The 18,815-nt window shown below is 29.7% G+C and carries 15 protein-coding genes; all 15 read left to right on the top strand.

All coding sequences use genetic code 11. The annotated features are described in order from the left end of the window. Nucleotides 1-37 precede the first annotated feature (37 nt). Complete coding sequence (locus ABD766_RS10240) at nucleotides 38-505, top strand: YpsA SLOG family protein (protein WP_344816593.1); 468 nt, start codon at nucleotides 38-40, stop codon at nucleotides 503-505. A gap of 322 nt (nucleotides 506-827) precedes the next feature. After that, entirely contained in the window at nucleotides 828-1,553 is a 726-nt protein-coding gene (locus ABD766_RS10235; protein WP_344816592.1) for a hypothetical protein, read from the top strand. An 11-nt stretch (nucleotides 1,554-1,564) separates the two neighbouring features. Beyond that, nucleotides 1,565-1,792 (top strand): hypothetical protein, encoded by a 228-nt coding sequence (locus ABD766_RS10230; protein WP_344816591.1) that lies wholly within the window; start codon nucleotides 1,565-1,567, stop codon nucleotides 1,790-1,792. A 1-nt stretch (nucleotide 1,793) separates the two neighbouring features. Beyond that, a complete protein-coding gene (locus ABD766_RS10225) occupies nucleotides 1,794-2,228 on the top strand; it encodes a hypothetical protein (protein ID WP_344816590.1) in 435 nt (144 codons plus the stop codon). A 78-nt stretch (nucleotides 2,229-2,306) separates the two neighbouring features. Next, the gene (locus ABD766_RS10220) at nucleotides 2,307-3,005 is read left to right on the top strand and encodes a hypothetical protein (protein WP_344816589.1); all 699 of its coding nucleotides are present in this window, start codon (nucleotides 2,307-2,309) and stop codon (nucleotides 3,003-3,005) included. Between the two features lie 55 nt (nucleotides 3,006-3,060). Then, nucleotides 3,061-3,972: a helix-turn-helix transcriptional regulator gene (locus ABD766_RS10215; protein WP_344816588.1), complete on the top strand. Its 912-nt coding sequence runs from the start codon at nucleotides 3,061-3,063 to the stop codon at nucleotides 3,970-3,972. Between the two features lie 29 nt (nucleotides 3,973-4,001). Further along, entirely contained in the window at nucleotides 4,002-4,673 is a 672-nt protein-coding gene (locus ABD766_RS10210) for a hypothetical protein (RefSeq protein ID WP_344816587.1), read from the top strand. A 17-nt stretch (nucleotides 4,674-4,690) separates the two neighbouring features. Then, the gene (locus ABD766_RS10205) at nucleotides 4,691-5,908 is read left to right on the top strand and encodes a metallophosphoesterase family protein (protein ID WP_344816586.1); all 1,218 of its coding nucleotides are present in this window, start codon (nucleotides 4,691-4,693) and stop codon (nucleotides 5,906-5,908) included. 22 nt (nucleotides 5,909-5,930) lie between these two features. After that, nucleotides 5,931-8,948 (top strand): SbcC/MukB-like Walker B domain-containing protein, encoded by a 3,018-nt coding sequence (locus tag ABD766_RS10200; protein WP_344816585.1) that lies wholly within the window; start codon nucleotides 5,931-5,933, stop codon nucleotides 8,946-8,948. Nucleotides 8,949-8,955: 7 nt separating this feature from the next. After that, nucleotides 8,956-9,111, top strand: coding sequence for a hypothetical protein (locus ABD766_RS10195; protein ID WP_344816584.1), 156 nt, complete (start codon nucleotides 8,956-8,958; stop codon nucleotides 9,109-9,111). 183 nt (nucleotides 9,112-9,294) lie between these two features. Continuing rightward, the gene (gene recD, locus ABD766_RS10190) at nucleotides 9,295-11,157 is read left to right on the top strand and encodes an exodeoxyribonuclease V subunit alpha (protein WP_344816583.1); all 1,863 of its coding nucleotides are present in this window, start codon (nucleotides 9,295-9,297) and stop codon (nucleotides 11,155-11,157) included. A 2-nt stretch (nucleotides 11,158-11,159) separates the two neighbouring features. After that, a complete protein-coding gene (locus ABD766_RS10185; RefSeq protein WP_344816582.1) occupies nucleotides 11,160-14,267 on the top strand; it encodes an exodeoxyribonuclease V subunit gamma in 3,108 nt (1,035 codons plus the stop codon). A 13-nt stretch (nucleotides 14,268-14,280) separates the two neighbouring features. After that, on the top strand, nucleotides 14,281-17,631 hold the full coding sequence (locus ABD766_RS10180) for a UvrD-helicase domain-containing protein (RefSeq protein ID WP_344816581.1): 3,351 nt from the start codon (nucleotides 14,281-14,283) through the stop codon (nucleotides 17,629-17,631). Nucleotides 17,632-17,646: 15 nt separating this feature from the next. Further along, nucleotides 17,647-18,219 carry a hypothetical protein gene (locus ABD766_RS10175; RefSeq protein ID WP_344816580.1) on the top strand — a complete coding sequence of 191 codons (573 nt, stop codon included), beginning with the start codon at nucleotides 17,647-17,649 and terminating at the stop codon, nucleotides 18,217-18,219. A 14-nt stretch (nucleotides 18,220-18,233) separates the two neighbouring features. Then, the gene (locus tag ABD766_RS10170) at nucleotides 18,234-18,806 is read left to right on the top strand and encodes a hypothetical protein (RefSeq protein WP_344816579.1); all 573 of its coding nucleotides are present in this window, start codon (nucleotides 18,234-18,236) and stop codon (nucleotides 18,804-18,806) included. Nucleotides 18,807-18,815 lie beyond the last annotated feature (9 nt).

Genomic DNA, 18,815 nt, shown 5'->3' with positions numbered 1-18,815 from the left:
GTTTAATATTAAAAACGTGAAAAACATGGTGTTAAAAATGATCTCCGGAGGACAAACAGGTGCGGATTTAGGCGGACTTAAAGCGGCTAAAAAATTAGGAATCCCAACAGGTGGTGAAGCTCCTAAGGGATTTAAAACGGAACTTGGGTGTAATTTAGAATTACAATCAATTTACGGATTGAAAGAAAGTCCTTCTGAGGACTACGGCATTAGAACGGTTGTGAATATTCGGTCGAGTGATGCGACTTTGATATTTTCATCCAATGCAAAATCACCTGGTACGAAACTTACCATTAAACACTGTGAGAAATTATATAAGCCTTATATAATTATCGACCCAAAACTAGAAAGTGCAACTGACTTAACAAAAGCCTTTCTTGAAAAACAATACGTTCGGTTCCGTAAAAGAATCATCTTAAACGTGGCTGGAAATCGCGAAAGTAAATCGCCTGGTACCGAAGCAAAAGTGGGTCAAATTTTGCTAAAAGTGCTTGAACAGAAATAGCATAATTAACTTAGATAGAATCGGGAACAACTCCTGATTCTATCTTTACTTCACGAATTTGCATTTATTTACACTTGCAAAAAAAGGTACTTAAATTTTATTTCAAATATATTTGTTATTATAAACCTTAAAAATCAAACAAAATGGAAACAAGAAAAATCGTTTACTGTCTGTTAGCGCTTTCAGGATCTTTATTAAGTATTGGCTTTTTATGTTATTTCGATCATTATAAATATCATCGAAACTTTTTAACAGCAGGGTTTATGTGCTCCGCAATGTTTTTTGTCTTTTTAGCGATGCACTTATATGATAAAAAAAACAAATGACAACATTTTATGTAAAAGACAATGCTCAATTGCAAAAAGGTAAATCAAGATTTGATAAATTAATTTGCGAATTAAACGCTGGAAAAGTAAAAAAGCCATCGGCAACTACAATAGATTTAGGTCTTTTGACTGAAACCTATAGTATTCAATATAGAGATGAATTTTCACATCAAGAAAGATTAAGTTTTTTGCCGAAAACAGATAAGTATTCTGTTATTATTCAAGGCAATCTATTTGATTTACTTTCAAAAGACCATCGCCTACTTTGGTATCTAAACCCAAAAGGAGATATAAGATTATTCCAAAACACCATGGAAAAGTTAGCACATCAAGCAGCTCCATTTTTGGAAATTTCTTTTGATGATTGTTGTGTTCTAGTTAAAGAGTTGGTAGCTGTTTTTGCAAAAAGTCAACAATTTATTGAAAATTACTTAGAGCAAAATGAATTTAATAAAAAACGTTCCATAAATTATTTTGATTCAAAAGTAGCTCCAATACAACAATTGCTATTCTGGATAGTACTAATACAAATCGATAAGGATAACGAATTAAAAGAACTATTTCTTTTGCTCTTATCAAAGATTTTGCCTGAATTAGATGTATTACTATTCGAAGTCTTTGAGGATAAACTGGTGTTTGATTGTTTAATTGAATGCTTAGAATCTGAAAAGACTTCAAATGAAATGTTTGAATACCTACTGCAAAAACAAAGTTTCACCTAAAGCCAACAAATATGAATAATTCACTTCTTTTTATAGTTATTGTAATATTAAATCATGCTTGTTTTACATTTTTGAAACAAATGAATGATGACCAAGAAAACAAAGATAAATTAGCATCTTTCTATTTGAATATAGCTATAATTCCTCCTTTCGGTTTAGTAATAGAAGTTTTTTTAGTTTCACTTGGTATCATATTAATATTGCATGAAGCCCTAACGGAATATTTATCAAATAAATAATATGAAAATTTACAATCACAATAGCGAATCGTTTGAATTATTAATCAATGGGTATAAGATACCCGAATCAGAAGGGATTTTATATAACAGTGATTGGTTAATGGCTACAATTTTGATTAGTTCAAATAATGAGTTTTTAAATAAAGAACTTGACTTTTTATTAGTAGAGGATTTCGATAGAATTTTGATTTGGTTGAACAAAAAAGACCAACCCAAAAGACTTGAATTTGTAGATGCTTCATTTTCTTTTTTGAGATTCAAAAGAAGTAACATTCCTTTTCTTAAAATTATAAATCAAGAATTTGAAAGTAAAGAAGCTATTACTTGGGATTTACATTTGTCCGATGAAAATATCAAAATGTTTACCAATGAGATTAAAATTTTACAAGAAAAATTTCCTTGTAGGTGTGGACTTTTTCATGATTATGAACAATAATAATTTATTGTTTAAATTCAAATTTGTACTTAGTATTTATCAATTAAACATAGTTTAAATTAAATTAAAAATAGAAATATGAGATATAAAAAATTTGATTATACAAAATTAATGCTGCCATGTTTGGCTTTGGTTAGAAATTTGAAGTTTGAAGACGATGAAAATGGAATGGGGGAAATTGAATTTGGGGATATTATTAAAATTTCTAAAATTAGAAAAGATTTAATTGCTTTAATACCTGAGCCAAAACAGATCAAAACGAGAAAACAACTAAAAAGACTTATTTTTAGAGAAGAATTATTAGACATGATGCTAGACGATTTTGATACGCTAGAGGAGGTTGACGCTTGTCAGTTAAAGGAGATTTTTATGGATATCGACTTCTCTAAATCAATTGACCACATTGTTTCTGAAATGTTTGACAGAGATCCATATTACTTTAACGTTTACATGAACCAATACTTTGAACAATACAAAATAAAAGACCGAGATATTTTTAACGAATCCTACGTAATCGGTTTTTTTGTATCTTCAAACTATGAGGCCAATTTTGATTATCTTAAAGCTGTGGCGCTATCCATGATGAAAAGTGGTTATTCATCATCCAAAGCTATCAATCATTTACATTATTTTTATTTAGAACAAATGTTAGAGGGTGAGTGGAATGATGAGATGAGTGTCCAAGATATGTTTGAAAGGTTAAACGAAGATTTGCCAAAATTCATAAACGGAATTAAAAAGTTACCAGATGATTATGATTATTTGTGGGATAAATAGTCTTATTATTTAGAAAAATATATCTATTTTAGTGCACTATTAATAGCTCTATAAAATGTCAAATTACCCAAATATTGTTCGCTTAACGACAATAAAATATTTCTTATCTCGAACCTATAAAACCAAAAATGATATTTTAGAGTTTCTTGAAGAAAAAGGAGAGTATATTTCAGCACGAACTTTAGAAAGAGATTTAAAACAATTAAAAGAAGACCTTGGCTTTGAATTGATTTATAAAAAGAATAAAGGTTATTTTATTGATATTTCTAAGAGTTCAGATATTGAATTATTAGAGCGATATGATGAAGTAGTTAAACTTCTAAATTTAACAAGTGAAAATTCAGAAGCAGTGAAGTACATCTTAAATACTTCACCAGTAATGTCAGGAATTGATCAGTTGCCCATTTTGTTTGAAGCTTTTAAAGAAAAGAGAATACTTTCTTTTAAGTACCATAAATTTAATGAGTCTATTGAATCTGATAAAATAAGAACCGTAATACCACTTTGGATAAAAGAACATAACGGACGTTGGTATTTAATGGCGTTACCCATTGATGGAAATGAAATTAGAGTTTTTGGTATTGATAGAATCTATGATATTAACAAATTAGAATTATATGATGAATTGCTAATTACTGAGAATATTCAAAAACAAATAGATAATTACAAATTTATGATTGGTATTAACAAACCAATTTTTAAAGATTTAACACCTCATAAAATAGAATTAGCTATATCTGACAAATACTTAGATTATTGTAAAACAAAACCACTTCATCATACACAAAAAATCACCAATACAAGAATTGATGATTATACTTTGGTGGAGTATATATTGATTCCAAATATTGATTTGTTTAAGTTAATTATTTCTGAGTTAGGTGATATTAAATTGATTGGTTCTGAGAAAGTTAAAAAGCACATGAAAAAGGAATATAACCACCTGATGAAACAAATAGTAAAGTAATGCATTTAAAATTTTAACATCGCCATTATTTGGCAATTTACCCTATTACTTTTGCGCAAAATTACTTTAATATGATTCCACCACAATTAAATAATGCCTTAGCTGTTTTTAAAGAAGACATTGCTCCGTTATATCGTAAGCATGAAGAAACTTTTGATTTAGAAAGTCATCATGGTAGATTTCACATAATAAGGTGTTTGCTTTTAGCAGATAGTTTATATCGTTATTATGAATCTAATTCAATTTCCCTCTATATTGAAAAATCCTTTTATGCTATTATGTACCATGACGCAATGCGTGAGGATAACGGAATTGATGAATGGGAATTAGATAGTACTTATTGTTGTTATAAATATTTAAGAAGCAAAGGATATGAGCATCATTTTTCTTCTACTACATCTAACATTATACTAAAAGCAAATGAAGCTAACCTTGAAGAGCAGATTTTATATGATGTAGATGTGTTAGATTATAATAGGTTCTTTTTCATTCCAGAAGAAAAGCATTTATTTAAAGATTATAAATTAAAATTTGCAGGTCCAAATGATGTTTCTGGTTGTACTGATATTGACGCTAGAAATAAAATTATTCAACTAGCTCAAGACCTTGTGCAATATAGTGAAACATTGTTAATAGAAACAGATACCGAACAGTTGATAAAACAAATGGTAGAACATTATTTAAAAATTAAACCTTTTTAGGTTATAAAAATAAAAATATGGGTATAAAAATTTTACATACAGCCGATTGGCATATTGGGAAACAATTGTTAAAAGTTGATTTTTCTGAAGATATGGATCTTTTTTTTGAATGGTTAATTAATTGTATTAAAGACAATAATATAAATGTTTTGTTAATGTCAGGCGATTTGTTTGACCAAGCCAATCCCTCTCAAGCTGCAATGAAACAGTATTATTCTTTTTTAAAGCAACTTTTACCATTAAAATGCAAGGTTATACTAACAGGAGGAAATCATGATTCTCCATATGTTATTAATGCACCAAAAGAACTCCTAGAAATTTTAGAAATCAAAGTTGTAGGTGGAGTTCCTAATGATATTTCTGAATTATTTGTAGAAATTGAAATTGACAATAAAAAAATTGTTGTAGCTGCAGTTCCTTATCTAAGAGACAAAGATATTAGAAATGCGCTTCCAGGCGAATCGTATGCTGATAAAATTGAATTAATTCGTAGTGGTATTGCTAATTATTTTGCGAATATAAATGAATATTATACAACTAATTATGATGGAATTCCTTTTATAGTTATGGCTCACTTATTTGCACAAGGTGCTTCCATATCGGAAAGTGAAAGAGAAATACAAATTGGAAATCAAGCAGGAGTAGAGGCTAAAATTTTTGGAGATACTCCAAATTATGTGGCTTTAGGACACATACATAAACCTCAAATTGTTGGTCAGTCTAACATTCGTTATAGTGGTTCCCCAATCCAATTAAGTTTTAGTGAAAAAGAAGACCAAAAAGAAGTAGTTATTTTAGAATTAGAAGGAAGTGAATTTAATATTTCATCTCTTCCAATACCACAATTCAGAAAATTAGTTTCTATTAAAGGTTCAATAGTTGAAGTAAATAAAATATTATCCGACTACAAATCAGAATCCCCATTAACCGATTTGATAGAACTTTTAATTGAAGAGGAGAATGAAAATATTGAGCATATACGAATGTTAGAAGAACTTTTAACTTCTGAAGCACATACTTACTATCAAATTTTAAAAGGACGTATTAATTTCAAAAATAAGTTAGTTGGAACTTCTGTTTTGCTTAATGCAGGTGAAGATATTGGTGATTTCAGACCTATTCAATTGTTCGAAAAACGATTGGAACAAGATGATTCATTAGAGGATACGCAAGAATTAATCCTTGCATTTAAAGAAATTCTTCAAAAAATAAGTGATACAGCTTTAACCAATTAAAAACCATCATCAGTTCATTATTATGAAAATTTGTAAAGTAAAATTTAAAAATATACATTCTCTAAAAGGAGAACACGAAATTGATTTTGAAAATGGAGTACTTGGCGAAGCTGGACTTTTTGTAATTACAGGAGCAACTGGTACTGGAAAATCATCTATACTAGATGTTATTACCCTGGCATTGTTCAATAGAATACCTAGAATTGACTCTCCAATTACTGAATCAATAATAGAAAAAGAAGGAGTTATACTAACTAAAAATGTTCCTGATTGTTTTGCTGAGATTGAATATGAAGTGAAAGGAATAAAATACCGTTCGAATTGGTCTATTAGAAGAACAAGAACAGGTTCCTTAGATAGCAGAAAACAAGATTTAACTGACGTTGAAACAAATCAAATTATTGTTTCTGGAATAAAAGATGTTGTTAAGAAAAATGAAGAACTAATTGGATTAAATTTCGATCAGTTTGTCCAGTCTATGATTTTAGCTCAAGGGCAATTCTCAAAATTATTATTAGCAAAGAAAGACGAACGTAATTTAATTTTAGAGAAAATCACAGGTTCTTCAGTCTATCGTAAAATTGGTATGTTGGTTTTTGAACGTCACAAGGAAGTTACTAATTTGGTTGCTACTCAAAGAACTAAAATGGGAGAAACTGTTCTGTTGGAGCAAGAAGCTATTGATTCAATTAATGCAGATATTATTGAGAAAAAGCCATTGTTGGAAGCAGAAAACATAAAACATAAATCTTTTAATGATAAAAAAGTACTTAAAGAAAGTATTCAAAAAAATATTTTAATAAAAGAAAAAAATCAAGTTGATTGGAATGCATTTTTAGAAATAAAAAAAACATTTGCACCCAAAGAAAATCAGTTAGCTATACATAATGATTTAGTTATTTTTCGTGATGAAATGAATCAAATAGAATCACACAAGAATACTGCATCAAAACTTTCTGAAACAATATTGACTTTAGATGAGCATTGTAAGGCTTTTGTGACTCAAAAGGCCACCAATATTATTTTGGTATCCAAATTAGTTGGTAAAACAATTCCAGAAGCTGATTTAGAAGTAGAATTGGATTTATTTTTAAAGCAAGTTGTTGTTTTGCAAAATGAGGAGCACACAAAATTTTCAAATAAAGAACAGGAATTCCAACGATTAAAAGACAGATTAGAAGTCCTTGTTGCTTATGGAATTTCATTAAATATAAATGATGAACTAACAGAAAAAATTCAAGAAGAACTAAATTCAATTTCAACAATTATTAAGCAAAGTGGTTTAAATATGGTAGAGGAGGTTTTATCTAAAAAAACAGAATTTGCAAATTTAATTTTGCCAGCCACTCAATTAATTGGAAGTCGACAATTGTATGATTCGAAAAAAGATGCCATTGAAACCTTAATGAAGAGTATTTCTTCTCATAAAGAGAATTTATCTGATGCTATTGAATCTGAAAAAGTATTAAAATTAAAAATAGATGATTTAGTTTTAAAAGTTAGGACTGCTAGTACGGAATTAGAAGATTGGAAAAGCCGTAAAAGTTTAGACCAACATCGAAATGAACTAGAAGATGGAAAACCTTGCCCTTTATGTGGTTCTGAAAACCATCCTTATTCTGAAAATATTGAAGAAGCCTTAATTAATGCCTTGCAAGAAAAATGGGAAGCTTTATCTTCTGAATTGAATCAATCAGAAAAAGAATATAGTATTTTAAATACCAAAATTAAAGCGTTTCAAGATAATATTATTTCGGATAATAGTAAATTAGAAACATTGAATACAGATTTTACTATTACAGAAACTAGTGTTAAAAATCTATGTAATAAATTAAAATGGGACTTAAATGTCGCAATTATTGAATGGGAAGATGAACTTCAAAAATATCAATATAAACAAAATGAGCTTGATATATTAGAGAAAAAGTTCCATGCTTTAAAAAGCTTGCAAGATTTAAAAAAATGTTATGATGACTATTTACTTTTAAATGAAGAATATATAAAAGCTAAAGATGTTCGTATTTCTATTTACAATGGTGATGATATCAATGAAGAAGTAAATGCATTAAAAACAAATTTTGTACAAATCACTACCGCTCTAAAAGGATTAATTTTACAAATAGAAGACCATCAAGAAAATCTAAAAATTGCTATAGACTCTCAAAAAAGTTTATCCGAAATCCTTTTTCCTAAATTAGAAGAAAGAGGAATAAACTCATTAGAAGAATTAAAATCTAAATTATTAGACGAAGCTAATGCAGCACAAATTCGTAATGAATCACTGAAAATAAAGACTCGCGAAGCAGAATTAAAAACTATAATAGCTGCAACGAATAAAACTTTAGAAGAAGAAAACAAATTAGACGATACTTCTATTACTTTAGATGAATTAATTGAAATGCTTCCAAAATTATCAGAGGCAATATCCGAACTCCAAAAACACATCTGGGACCAGGAACAAAAAATCAAAGTAAATGAAGAAAATAAACAAAGACTCCAAAAAAGTCAAGAGACACTAGATGCTTTGCTCAAAGATTTAAGTTTATGGAGTAAAATGAATGCACTTATTGGAGATGCAAAAGGAAAAACATTCTCCAATTTTGTTCAAGATTTAACATTGCGCCAACTTATTGAATATGGTAACAAAAGATTAGTTGGCTTTTCGGACCGTTATTTATTGGAAGTTGCAAATGATTCGGATGCATTACAGGTCATTGATACCTATATGGGTAATTCAAAACGTAGTGTATCTTCTTTATCAGGTGGGGAAACATTTAAGTTGAGTTTGGCATTAGCATTCGGTTTATCCGATTTGGCTGCGCGTAATGTAAATATTGAATCCTTATTTATTGATGAAGGATTTGGTTCTTTAGACCCTGAATCATTAGACCAAGCTATTACTATTCTCGAGAATATGCAAAATGAAAGCAATAAATCGATTGGTATAATTTCGCATGTAGGCGAATTAAAAGATCGAATAGGCACCAAAATAAAACTATTAAAAACAGGTGCTGGATATAGTACAATAGAAATTGAATAGAATCTTTATGAAAAACCTATTTATAATCCCACAAAAGATACAAAGCATCATTGCGACTACAGAAAACGAAGGCCTATACAAGTACATTCAAGAAATTGAAGATTGGAAAAATAAAATTACTTTTTCTAACCCTATTGTTGACTTTTGCATCATAAATGATTAATGCATTTATTTTAAACAGAAATGCCCTTTATTGTTATGATTTAACAACATATCCAAGTATGAATATAACAAAACTTGAAACGAAATTAAAAGATATGGTAGAACTTATAAAAACAAGCGACAACAGAATTGTTGTAGTGAGCGCTGATAGTTATGAGTTAATGCCTTTAATTCAATAAAAAGTATGATAAACAAATCCAACTTTAATCTTCATAATGCTTTTGCTGATTATTTTAATGATACTGAATTAAAACCCTACTTGTTTGCCCTATCTAAGAAAATGGGAGAGGGACATATATGTTTAGATTTGAAATCCATTCCAACTGAGGAAGAGTTTTGGAGTGGTTATGATGGAGATAAATCATTAGCGGAATCATCTAGTTTAGAGTTTTCTCAATTTGTAAGTTTAAACGGAATTGATAAAGCCAAACCATTTGTTATTAATAACAATAAACTTTATTTAAACAGATACTTCGAATATGAAACAGCCATTATTGATAATCTAAAAGAATTAATAAAAGTAGCACCAGAGAATAAACAAAAGCGAATTGATTTCTTAAATGCAAATAAAGAGTTCATTTCTAAATTGGCCTTAAATTTAGATACCTCAAATTACCAAGAAGATGAAATTCCTGATTGGCAATTGATAGGTGCTTTACAAGCTTATATAAACAATTTCACGATTATAACAGGTGGACCTGGAACTGGAAAAACTACTACTGTTGCAAAAATAATAGCCATATTATTGCAAGACAATCACCAATTAAATATAGCATTAGCAGCTCCAACAGGAAAAGCAGCAGTGAGAATGAAAGAGTCCTTGTTAAATAATAAAGATGCAGAAATTTGGGGTATAAAAGGATTGATTGATTCCTTAAAGCCTTCAACAATCCATCGCCTTTTAGGTTCCATAAAGGATGCTCCTTATTTTAAAAGAAACAAACAAAATTCATTAGATTTTGATGTTATTATTATAGACGAATCTTCAATGATTGGAACTCCTTTGTTTTCAAAGTTATTAGAAGCAGTGAATCCTGAAAAAACAAAACTTATCCTTTTAGGTGATGCAAATCAATTAGCTTCAGTAGATGCAGGAAGTTTATTTGGAGATATTTGTTTAACCCAAAAGCAGGGTTTAAATAATTTTACAGAGGAGAGTAAAGTCTTTTTCAATTCTTTTTTGAATTCAAAACACCAAATACCTATGCACTCTTTTAGTTTAAAGTTAAAGGAGAATTTACTGAATGAACATGTAATTGAGTTAAAAAAAACATTCCGTTATGATACCACATCAACTATGGGTGTTTTTACTAAAGCAATGATTCAAGGAAATGTATATAAAGTAAAAGAAACAATTAAAATTAAAGATGATAGTTTAGTTTTTGATTCCGAATATTCCGCCTCACTTTTTAATGAAATTGTGGCTAAATATTCCAATTTCATCAATGAAAAAGATACATATATAGCACTACAAGCAATTAATGATGTAAAAGTAATCTGCGCAATAAAACAGTCAAAAGAAGGGGTGTATTATACCAATGAACGTATTGAAAAAGCACTCAAACTTAAATTTGATAATGAAGCTAATATCGATGGTGTTAAAAATACAAAGTTTAACCCTTCTTCTGATTTCTATCATAATCAACCCATTATAGTGACTAAAAATTATCCCGATTTAGGATTGTTTAATGGAGATGTAGGCATTATTAGAAGAACAAATGAAGAAAATTTATTAAAGGCTTTTTTTCTAGATGGAGATAACCAAGGAAGATTAAAAGAAATTTCACCAGGATTTATTGCAGAGTGTGAAACGGTTTTTGCAATGACTATCCATAAGAGTCAAGGGTCAGAATTCAAACAAGTACTTGTTATATTACCTAAGAAAAGTGATATTCAATTAGTAACTAGAGAACTTATTTACACTGCCGTTACTCGAGCAAAAGAAAAAGCAACAATTCAAGGTCCAGAAGAAGTCTTATCTGCAGCTACTGAAAGAAAAGTACAAAGAGCATCCGGAATTACAGAACGAATTTTAATAAAAGAATAGTTATGTCTATAAAAATTTACACTTCCTCTTCGGTGGAAACTCTCGCTAAAGAGTTTGGGAATTTATACATAAATCAGGAAAATATTTTTAATCCAATGTTAGTTATAGTTGGGGCCAATGCTACAAAAGATTGGCTAAAAGAAACAATAGCAAAAGACAAAGGGATTGTGGCTAATATTTCTTTTTCAAATCCAAATGATTGCATAGTTGTACTCTCTAAAATACTAGGAATAACTAAATCAACTAATGATTTATTACAACCAGTACAAATTAATTGGCTTCTGTTTTCTGAGCTTGGTTCAAAAAAATTCAAAGCTAATTTTCCTGAAATCGCAAAATATTACCATGATAATGAGTTAAAAAGATTTGCATTAGCCGAGAAAGTAACCTCATTGTTTAATAAATATCAAAATTTAAAGCCAAGTCTAATTTCCAATTGGAACAATCTAGATTTTGAACCTAGCAATCCAGATGAAATTTGGCAATGTTTTTTATGGAGAGCTATCATAAAAAAAACAGAAAGTGGATTTTCTGAGCGTTCTAAATCAATTGAGAATATACTTCAAATCCTCAGAAATAAGGATCAGAAGATTAATGATTTAATTTCAAAGCTACCAAGCATTACTTTTTTTGGACAAATAGAATATTCAGAGGAATTAATCTTATTGTTAGAGGCACTTTCTAATCATATAAAAGTTACTATTTTTAGAATTGAATATGAATTTGATGAAAATGAAAGTAATCAGAACAGGTTGGTTAATAATTTTGGGATATTCATGAAAAATCAAAAGGAATTGTTTGTTAACACAAAAAATGAAACAATACTATTGGAGAATCATAATACAACAAAATCCAGTTTATTGGGTACATTAAAAAACCATATGCTCCATAATAATGGTATTGATAAGCAATCTATTGATGATTCAATAACTGTAAATAGTTGCTTTTCAATTAATAGAGAAGTAGAGGTATTGTATAATTATCTGTTAAAACAATTTGAAGAAGATGCGTCATTAGGTGCAAGGGATATATGCGTAATGATTCCAAATCTTTCGGATTATTCTTCTGCAATTCATGCTTTTTTCAATTCTTCTAAATATGAGGTTAAATATACACTTTATGAGTCAAATACAAATCTAGAAGAGTCACCTTATGCGGCACTTTTAGCATTGTTAGATTTGGATTTAGATAATTTAACATCTGAGGAAGTCCTAAAATTATTAGAGTATACATACCTGCGAACAAAATTTGAGTTTTCAGAAGATTTAAGTACTGTAAGAAGAGCGGTTGGTTTAGCTAATATAAAGCATGGTATCGATGGTAATCCAAATCTAGAGACCAATCTAGTATCATGGCGCTATGGATTAAAACGATTAATGTATGGCATTTGTATTAAAGAAGAAGCTACATTAATTCAAGATGGAAGTACCGATTTTTATACCGTAAATCAATTTGAAGGTGCTGGTGCTAATGAGATAATTCGATTATATTATTTTGTAGAGCAAGTAATCAAATTTATTGAGAACCGAAGTATCTCAAAAACGATAAGAGAATGGGTAGAATTCATAACCCAAACTACCGAGGATTTTTTGAATACTGCTGAGTTTGATTTAACCTTCTTTTTTATGAATTTAGGAAAAATAGATGAATTGAGTTCCTATCTAGAAGATGAAGTTATTCCTTTTTCGGTAGTGCAACATTTTCTTAAATCCATTTTAAATGAAATGGAAAATGGTTCTAAAACAGGAACATCAGGAGTTCGATTTACCTCTCTGCAACCTATGATGACTGCTCCTGCAAAAATTATAGCCTTTTTAGGCATGAACAACGCAGATTTTCCACGAAAACAAACCAATTTGAGTTTTGACTTAGCTTCGGAGGTTCGTTCACAAGCCGATTTAGAAAAACAATTGTTTTTAAATAGTTTATTAGCAGCTCAAGAAAAAATATACATAAGTTATATCGGTCAGAGTGTGAAAGACAATTCGAGTATTCCTCCATCTACAGTGGTAGATGAATTAAAGGCAGCAGTTAAACCTTTACTGAATGAAAATTGTAAAATAGATGATTTAGTTACAAAGCACCCATTGCATGGTTTTAGTACATTATACAATAATAAACCAAATATGACTCGTTATTTTTCACAAGATAATCCGATTAATATAAGCAAAGATGATACCAACAACAACCTAGAACCATTTTCAAATAAAATGGATGTAAATGATTTATACAGGTTTTTTACAGACCCTATAAAATGGTACTATAATAAAACTTTAGGGATTTATTACAATGAAGAGGATGCTACTTTAGCTGAAACAGAATTGTTTTCACTAAATACTTTAGAAAGCTGGTTAATTAAAGACGAAGTGTTTAATATACCAAGTTTTGATGAAAGTAATCTAGAAACCTATCGCTCTGAAAAAGTTAAAAAAGGGAATCTTCCTTTAATGCAAACTGGTGCATTAGTGTTGCAAAAATCATTCAGTGAAATAGAACAACTAAAACAACTATTTGAAGAAATTAAAGTAGGGAACCATAATCCTACCAAATTAATTGACCTTACTTTGGGGAAATATAATCTTAATGGACAAATTACCCATATTTATGGCAATAGATTAGTATTTGGAACAGTCTCTAAAGACAAATACAAATACCGCTTACAAGCAATTCTTCAATATTTGTTCACAGTTGCTTCTGGTAATGATGCATTAGAGTTATACTATTTGCATATAGAATCTAGTAGTGCTACAGTCGTTTCAGGTATTTCAAAAGAAAAAGCTAAAAACATTTTAGAAAAATGGTGTGGCTATTTTGAAATGGGTCAAAAGAACATACTCCCATTTTCATTGGATTTTTGCAGATTAGATAAAAAGACACATTCGTTTTTTTTAGACTTAATAGAAAAAGAAAATGCTAATGAAAGTACCATTATTCAATTTAATAAAAAATTAAAGGAATTAAGAAATCCTTCATATGGGGAGTGTTATTTGTCAGACTATCAAAAGAAAGAAATAGACAATAACTTCTTTGATAATGAGGCGAATGTTTCGTTATTTTTAAAAATTTACGAAGACATAATCGCAGAAATGAATACGCTATTTAACGAATAAACTATAAATTAGTATGGAACCATTTAATAGTCAAACAATAGAACTACAAGGAAGTAATATTATTGAGGCAAGTGCAGGTACAGGAAAAACTTATTCTATTGCCATATTAGTTTTACGCCTTTTATTAGAGAAAAATAGAGCTATTCAGGAAATTTTGTTAGTTACATTTACTGAAGCAGCAGCTGCTGAATTAAAAGAAAGAACAGCACGGTTTATTCGTATAGCTTTGACTGAAGCAGATGTTGTTTCCGAAGACAATGCAAATGATAAAATAATATGGAACATTGTTCATGATTCCATTAAATCTAATTCAGTTGATAAAGTAAAATCAACTTTAAATACGGCATTATTAAACATTGATTTGGCATCTATACAAACCATTCATGGTTTTTGCCAATCGACGCTAACCGAGTTTGCTTTTGAAACCAATCAGATTTTTGGTAGTGAATTAGTCAAAAATACGGATGAAATTATTACTCGTTTCTTTAATGAATATTGGAGAACAAACATTGCTATTCTAGAGTCTAAAATACAAGATTTTTTTCCTGATGATTTTAGAGAGAGAGTAAAGAAAGGAGCCGAATTAATTTTATCTAAGAACGTGTTTACTGATGTAATAGGTGAATTATCAGATTATGAAAATATCATTGAGCTTGATCAGCAAATTGAAGATTTTTATAATAATAAAAGAGAGGAATTAATATCAAGAGTTCAAAATACTCAGCTTAAAGGGTTGGGAGATTCTACTCGAGAGAAAGCCTATAGTATAATTTATGATACAACTAATTATCATCAACTTTTCCAAATTGAATCAAGATTTAAAATTGCCGAAATTTTTATAGAAGAAGTTACATTCAGTAGATCTATTGAATTGCAAAAGTCAAATCTTAAAGCGGGTATTATAAATAGACTTATTTCAAATGCTTCCCAAGAAATAGCTCTTAAAGTAAAAGAACACTTAATAAATAATAACCTACTCACATTCGATGCTTTAATAGAAAATTTACATGCTGTAAAAGACGAAGAAAACTTAAGAAAGGTATTGAGAAACAAATACAAAGCAATTTTTATAGATGAGTTTCAGGATACCGACAAGCTACAGTATGAAATATTTGAATCAGTATTCCAGACAAACCCAGATTCAGTTATGTTTTATATTGGTGACCCAAAACAATCTATTTATGCCTTTAGAAAAGCAGATTTGAATACCTATTTTAGAGCAAAAGCAAGAGCGGACCATAAATGGACTATGAAAATGAATTTCCGTTCTACAGATAAATATATCGATGCGATGAACGCCTTTTTTAAAGCGTCAGACAACTTCAAAACTTTTTATTATGATGAAGATGAAATTGTATATCAAGAAGTAGAAGCTTCGCCTAATAATACAAATAAAAATGGAATAACCTCAAACGGAAAATATATATATACTCCATTAGAAATAAGAACTGATTATTCTAACAAAGATTCAATTCATGAAGATCTAACCAATCTTGTGGTTAAATTATTAGATGGTAATCATACCATTGACAATAGACCTATAGTGCCTTCGGATTTCGGGATTTTAGTTCGGTCAAATGCTGATGGTAGAACCATCAAAAAGAGATTAGAGAAAAAAGGTGTTCCTGCTGTGGTGGTGGATGACAGTAGTATTTTTAAATGCAATGAAGCCAATGATCTTAACTTGGTATTAAACGGAATAGCATTACCTAATAAAAGTAATATAGACAAAGCTTTATTGACTCAGTTAGTAGGATATAAAAGTGAAGAATTGAACAACATCGATCATGACAAGGTACTTTCATTATTCCGTAAATACCATCAGGTATGGGGAAAAAGTGGAATTTATGCCATGTTGCGTCTATTTCTAACGGACTTTGGAGTAGAATCCAAATGGACAACCGATGACGAAATAGGGCATCGTGTATTGTCAAATGTATTTCAGTTAACGGAATTGTTGCAAAATATAAGTATTTCAAGAAATTTTACACCTTCTAAGCTAAAAGCTTTTTTGAATAACGCCATACAAACTTCTGATAATTCAGATGATGCCTTTGCACAACGCATTGAAAGGGATGAAGATGCTGTTAAAATTGCAACGATTCATAAAAGTAAAGGGTTGGAATATAATATTGTATTGCTCCCAAACCTTGATTTTACAGTAAAAGAACGTGGATTTTTTTCAAATTTTAAACATGAAAATGAGGAAAACATTGAATATTTGTTTACATCCAATCCTATAAGAAATTCATCGCATTCTCAATTATTTCTACAACAAGAAGAACAAGAAAACCGACGATTAATATATGTTGCAATTACACGCGCTCGTTTCAATTGTTTTGTTTTTAGTAATAACTATTATTCATCTTCTTCGATTAAAAGTTTTACTGAAAAATTAGCAGTTCAATCAGAGGTTACCACTAACATTAAGTTGGTCAACGGTGATACTAATAAAATACAAGAAGTTGCTTATATGGCTAATGGGATTTTACATCAACCAATGCCTTTAGATTTTCCAACACAAAAGCCTAATGATCATAATTGGAAAAAAATGAGCTACTCCTTTTTAGCAGCTCCACATAAAAGTCACACCACAGAAAATAGTAAGGTGTATGAAGAAGGCTATGACCGATTTGTTTTTAAAGAGTTAGAAAAGGGAATTCATGTAGGGAATATGCTGCACAACATATTTGAATACCTAGACTTCACAGACAGCACAGATTGGAATAAGGTAATAGACATTTCATTACAAAAATTTACAGCATCCAAAAAAGAAGTTTATACACCTTGGATGGAGTCATTTGTAGAAAACATTCTAAATGCTAAAATTAAAGTAGGTGAGGAGGATAGTTTTGAATTGAAAAGTGTCCACAATGATGTTAAAGTAAACGAATTAGAATTTGATTTTCCAATTGACGAGACCTTTGATATCAAGGCGCTTCAAGATTTATTTCCATCCTCAGATACTGAATTCATTTATACTGGTTTTGGTGAAGTCAAAGGCATGATGAACGGTTTAGTAGATTTATTCTTCAAACACAACGATAAGTACTACATACTAGACTGGAAATCTAATTTCTTAGGAGATGCTTTGGAGCATTATGATGAAGATAAATTGACAGAAGCCATGAACGATAGTAATTACCATTTGCAATACTGTATCTACACTGTAGCAATGAAACGATTTTTAGAAAGTAAATTAGGCGATAGTTTTGACTACAACAAACATTTTGGTGGCGTAATTTACCTATTTCTAAGAGGGGTTAGAAAAGGAGCGTCTACTGGAATTTATACCAACAAATTACCACTTGATAAAGTAGAAAAACTAGAGAATATTTTAAAATTAACTGCTTTAAGTAAATAATTACACGTTTTTCAAATGATTACAAACCGATTGTTAACCAGTTTTTTAGAACTCTATACTTTAAGCGATAATACATCAAAATGGTCAAAGGATAATTTCGCCAATAATCCACCACGTTTGTATCGATTACAAGCAATAGATGCTTTGATGAAGGCATTACAAATAAACTGTTCCTATCAAGAATTTCAGTATGGAGAATTCCTATTGGGACAAAACCAATTAGTGCAATCCGAATTGATAACCAAAATAAAAGAGAACTACACCATACTTTTTCAAACAATCAATACAGATGAAAAGGACCAAAGTGATTCTCAATTTATGTTTGAGATGTTGTTCAGTTATAGAATGAAATTACAAAAACTAACAAGCTTGAGGGATAGCGTATTGGAGTATTCAGAATACAATAGATATCCAGTACTAATTATTGACACAATTAATAACAAACTTCAAGCAGACATTGAAGCAATAGATAATATACTCGCATATCTAATCAATCCAAAAGAAATACATTTTTCTAATCAGGAATTAATAGAAAAATATAATTACCCAGTTGGAGACCTTGATGAAATAGATTCAGACTGGATATAATAAATAATAAAACTATGGAAAAGCAATTATTAGACACCTTTTTAGATTTATACAACTACGATACCAAAATACAAGAATGGTCCTTTGAAAAATACGAAAACAATCCTTCTCGATATTACCGATTGCAAATGATAACGGCTCTTATGAAAGCTTTAGATATCAATTGTAGTTATTATGAATTTACAGAAGGGCGTTTTATATCAAAAGTACAGTTTAGCAAATGGAAAGAATTTAAAGAATCTATTATCGACCAATTAGATGCCAAAGCATATGCGCGTTCCCTCAAAGATAACTCACATCCTTTTGATATACAAAGCATTTTTAGAATATTTATGCAATACCGATTACACGCACAAAAACTAATAGGCGTTTTTGACGGTATATATGCTGCTAACGAGGAATTTAGGGCTTTTGTTAAATTGATAGAAATTCCTAATAATCATTTAAAGCAAGAGTTAAAAAACATAGAGCATGTATTATATTTTTGCATCAATCCTACAGGAATTAAACATACACAAGAAGAATTAATCAAACAATTTGGCTTTCCTGAAGTTGATTTAGGAGCGATAGATATTGAAAATTTTTGATTATATTAT

Origin of the sequence: Flavobacterium cheonanense, assembly GCF_039539185.1 — a bacterium.
Taxonomy (GTDB): Bacteria; Bacteroidota; Bacteroidia; order Flavobacteriales; family Flavobacteriaceae; genus Flavobacterium; species Flavobacterium cheonanense.
The sequence above is the reverse complement of the archived record's forward strand: the minus strand, read 5'-3'. Positions and strand labels throughout refer to the sequence as shown.

Bases quoted from the DNA above. Each gene is read 5' to 3' on its own strand.
- ABD766_RS10240 (WP_344816593.1), top strand. From the start codon at position 38: ATGATCTCCGGAGGACAAACAGGTGCGGATTTAGGCGGACTTAAAGCG.
- ABD766_RS10235 (WP_344816592.1), top strand. From the start codon at position 828: ATGACAACATTTTATGTAAAAGACAATGCTCAATTGCAAAAAGGTAAA.
- ABD766_RS10230 (WP_344816591.1), top strand. From the start codon at position 1,565: ATGAATAATTCACTTCTTTTTATAGTTATTGTAATATTAAATCATGCT.
- ABD766_RS10225 (WP_344816590.1), top strand. From the start codon at position 1,794: ATGAAAATTTACAATCACAATAGCGAATCGTTTGAATTATTAATCAAT.
- ABD766_RS10220 (WP_344816589.1), top strand. From the start codon at position 2,307: ATGAGATATAAAAAATTTGATTATACAAAATTAATGCTGCCATGTTTG.
- ABD766_RS10215 (WP_344816588.1), top strand. From the start codon at position 3,061: ATGTCAAATTACCCAAATATTGTTCGCTTAACGACAATAAAATATTTC.
- ABD766_RS10205 (WP_344816586.1), top strand. From the start codon at position 4,691: ATGGGTATAAAAATTTTACATACAGCCGATTGGCATATTGGGAAACAA.
- ABD766_RS10200 (WP_344816585.1), top strand. From the start codon at position 5,931: ATGAAAATTTGTAAAGTAAAATTTAAAAATATACATTCTCTAAAAGGA.
- ABD766_RS10195 (WP_344816584.1), top strand. From the start codon at position 8,956: ATGAAAAACCTATTTATAATCCCACAAAAGATACAAAGCATCATTGCG.
- recD (WP_344816583.1), top strand. From the start codon at position 9,295: ATGATAAACAAATCCAACTTTAATCTTCATAATGCTTTTGCTGATTAT.
- ABD766_RS10185 (WP_344816582.1), top strand. From the start codon at position 11,160: ATGTCTATAAAAATTTACACTTCCTCTTCGGTGGAAACTCTCGCTAAA.
- ABD766_RS10180 (WP_344816581.1), top strand. From the start codon at position 14,281: ATGGAACCATTTAATAGTCAAACAATAGAACTACAAGGAAGTAATATT.
- ABD766_RS10175 (WP_344816580.1), top strand. From the start codon at position 17,647: ATGATTACAAACCGATTGTTAACCAGTTTTTTAGAACTCTATACTTTA.
- ABD766_RS10170 (WP_344816579.1), top strand. From the start codon at position 18,234: ATGGAAAAGCAATTATTAGACACCTTTTTAGATTTATACAACTACGAT.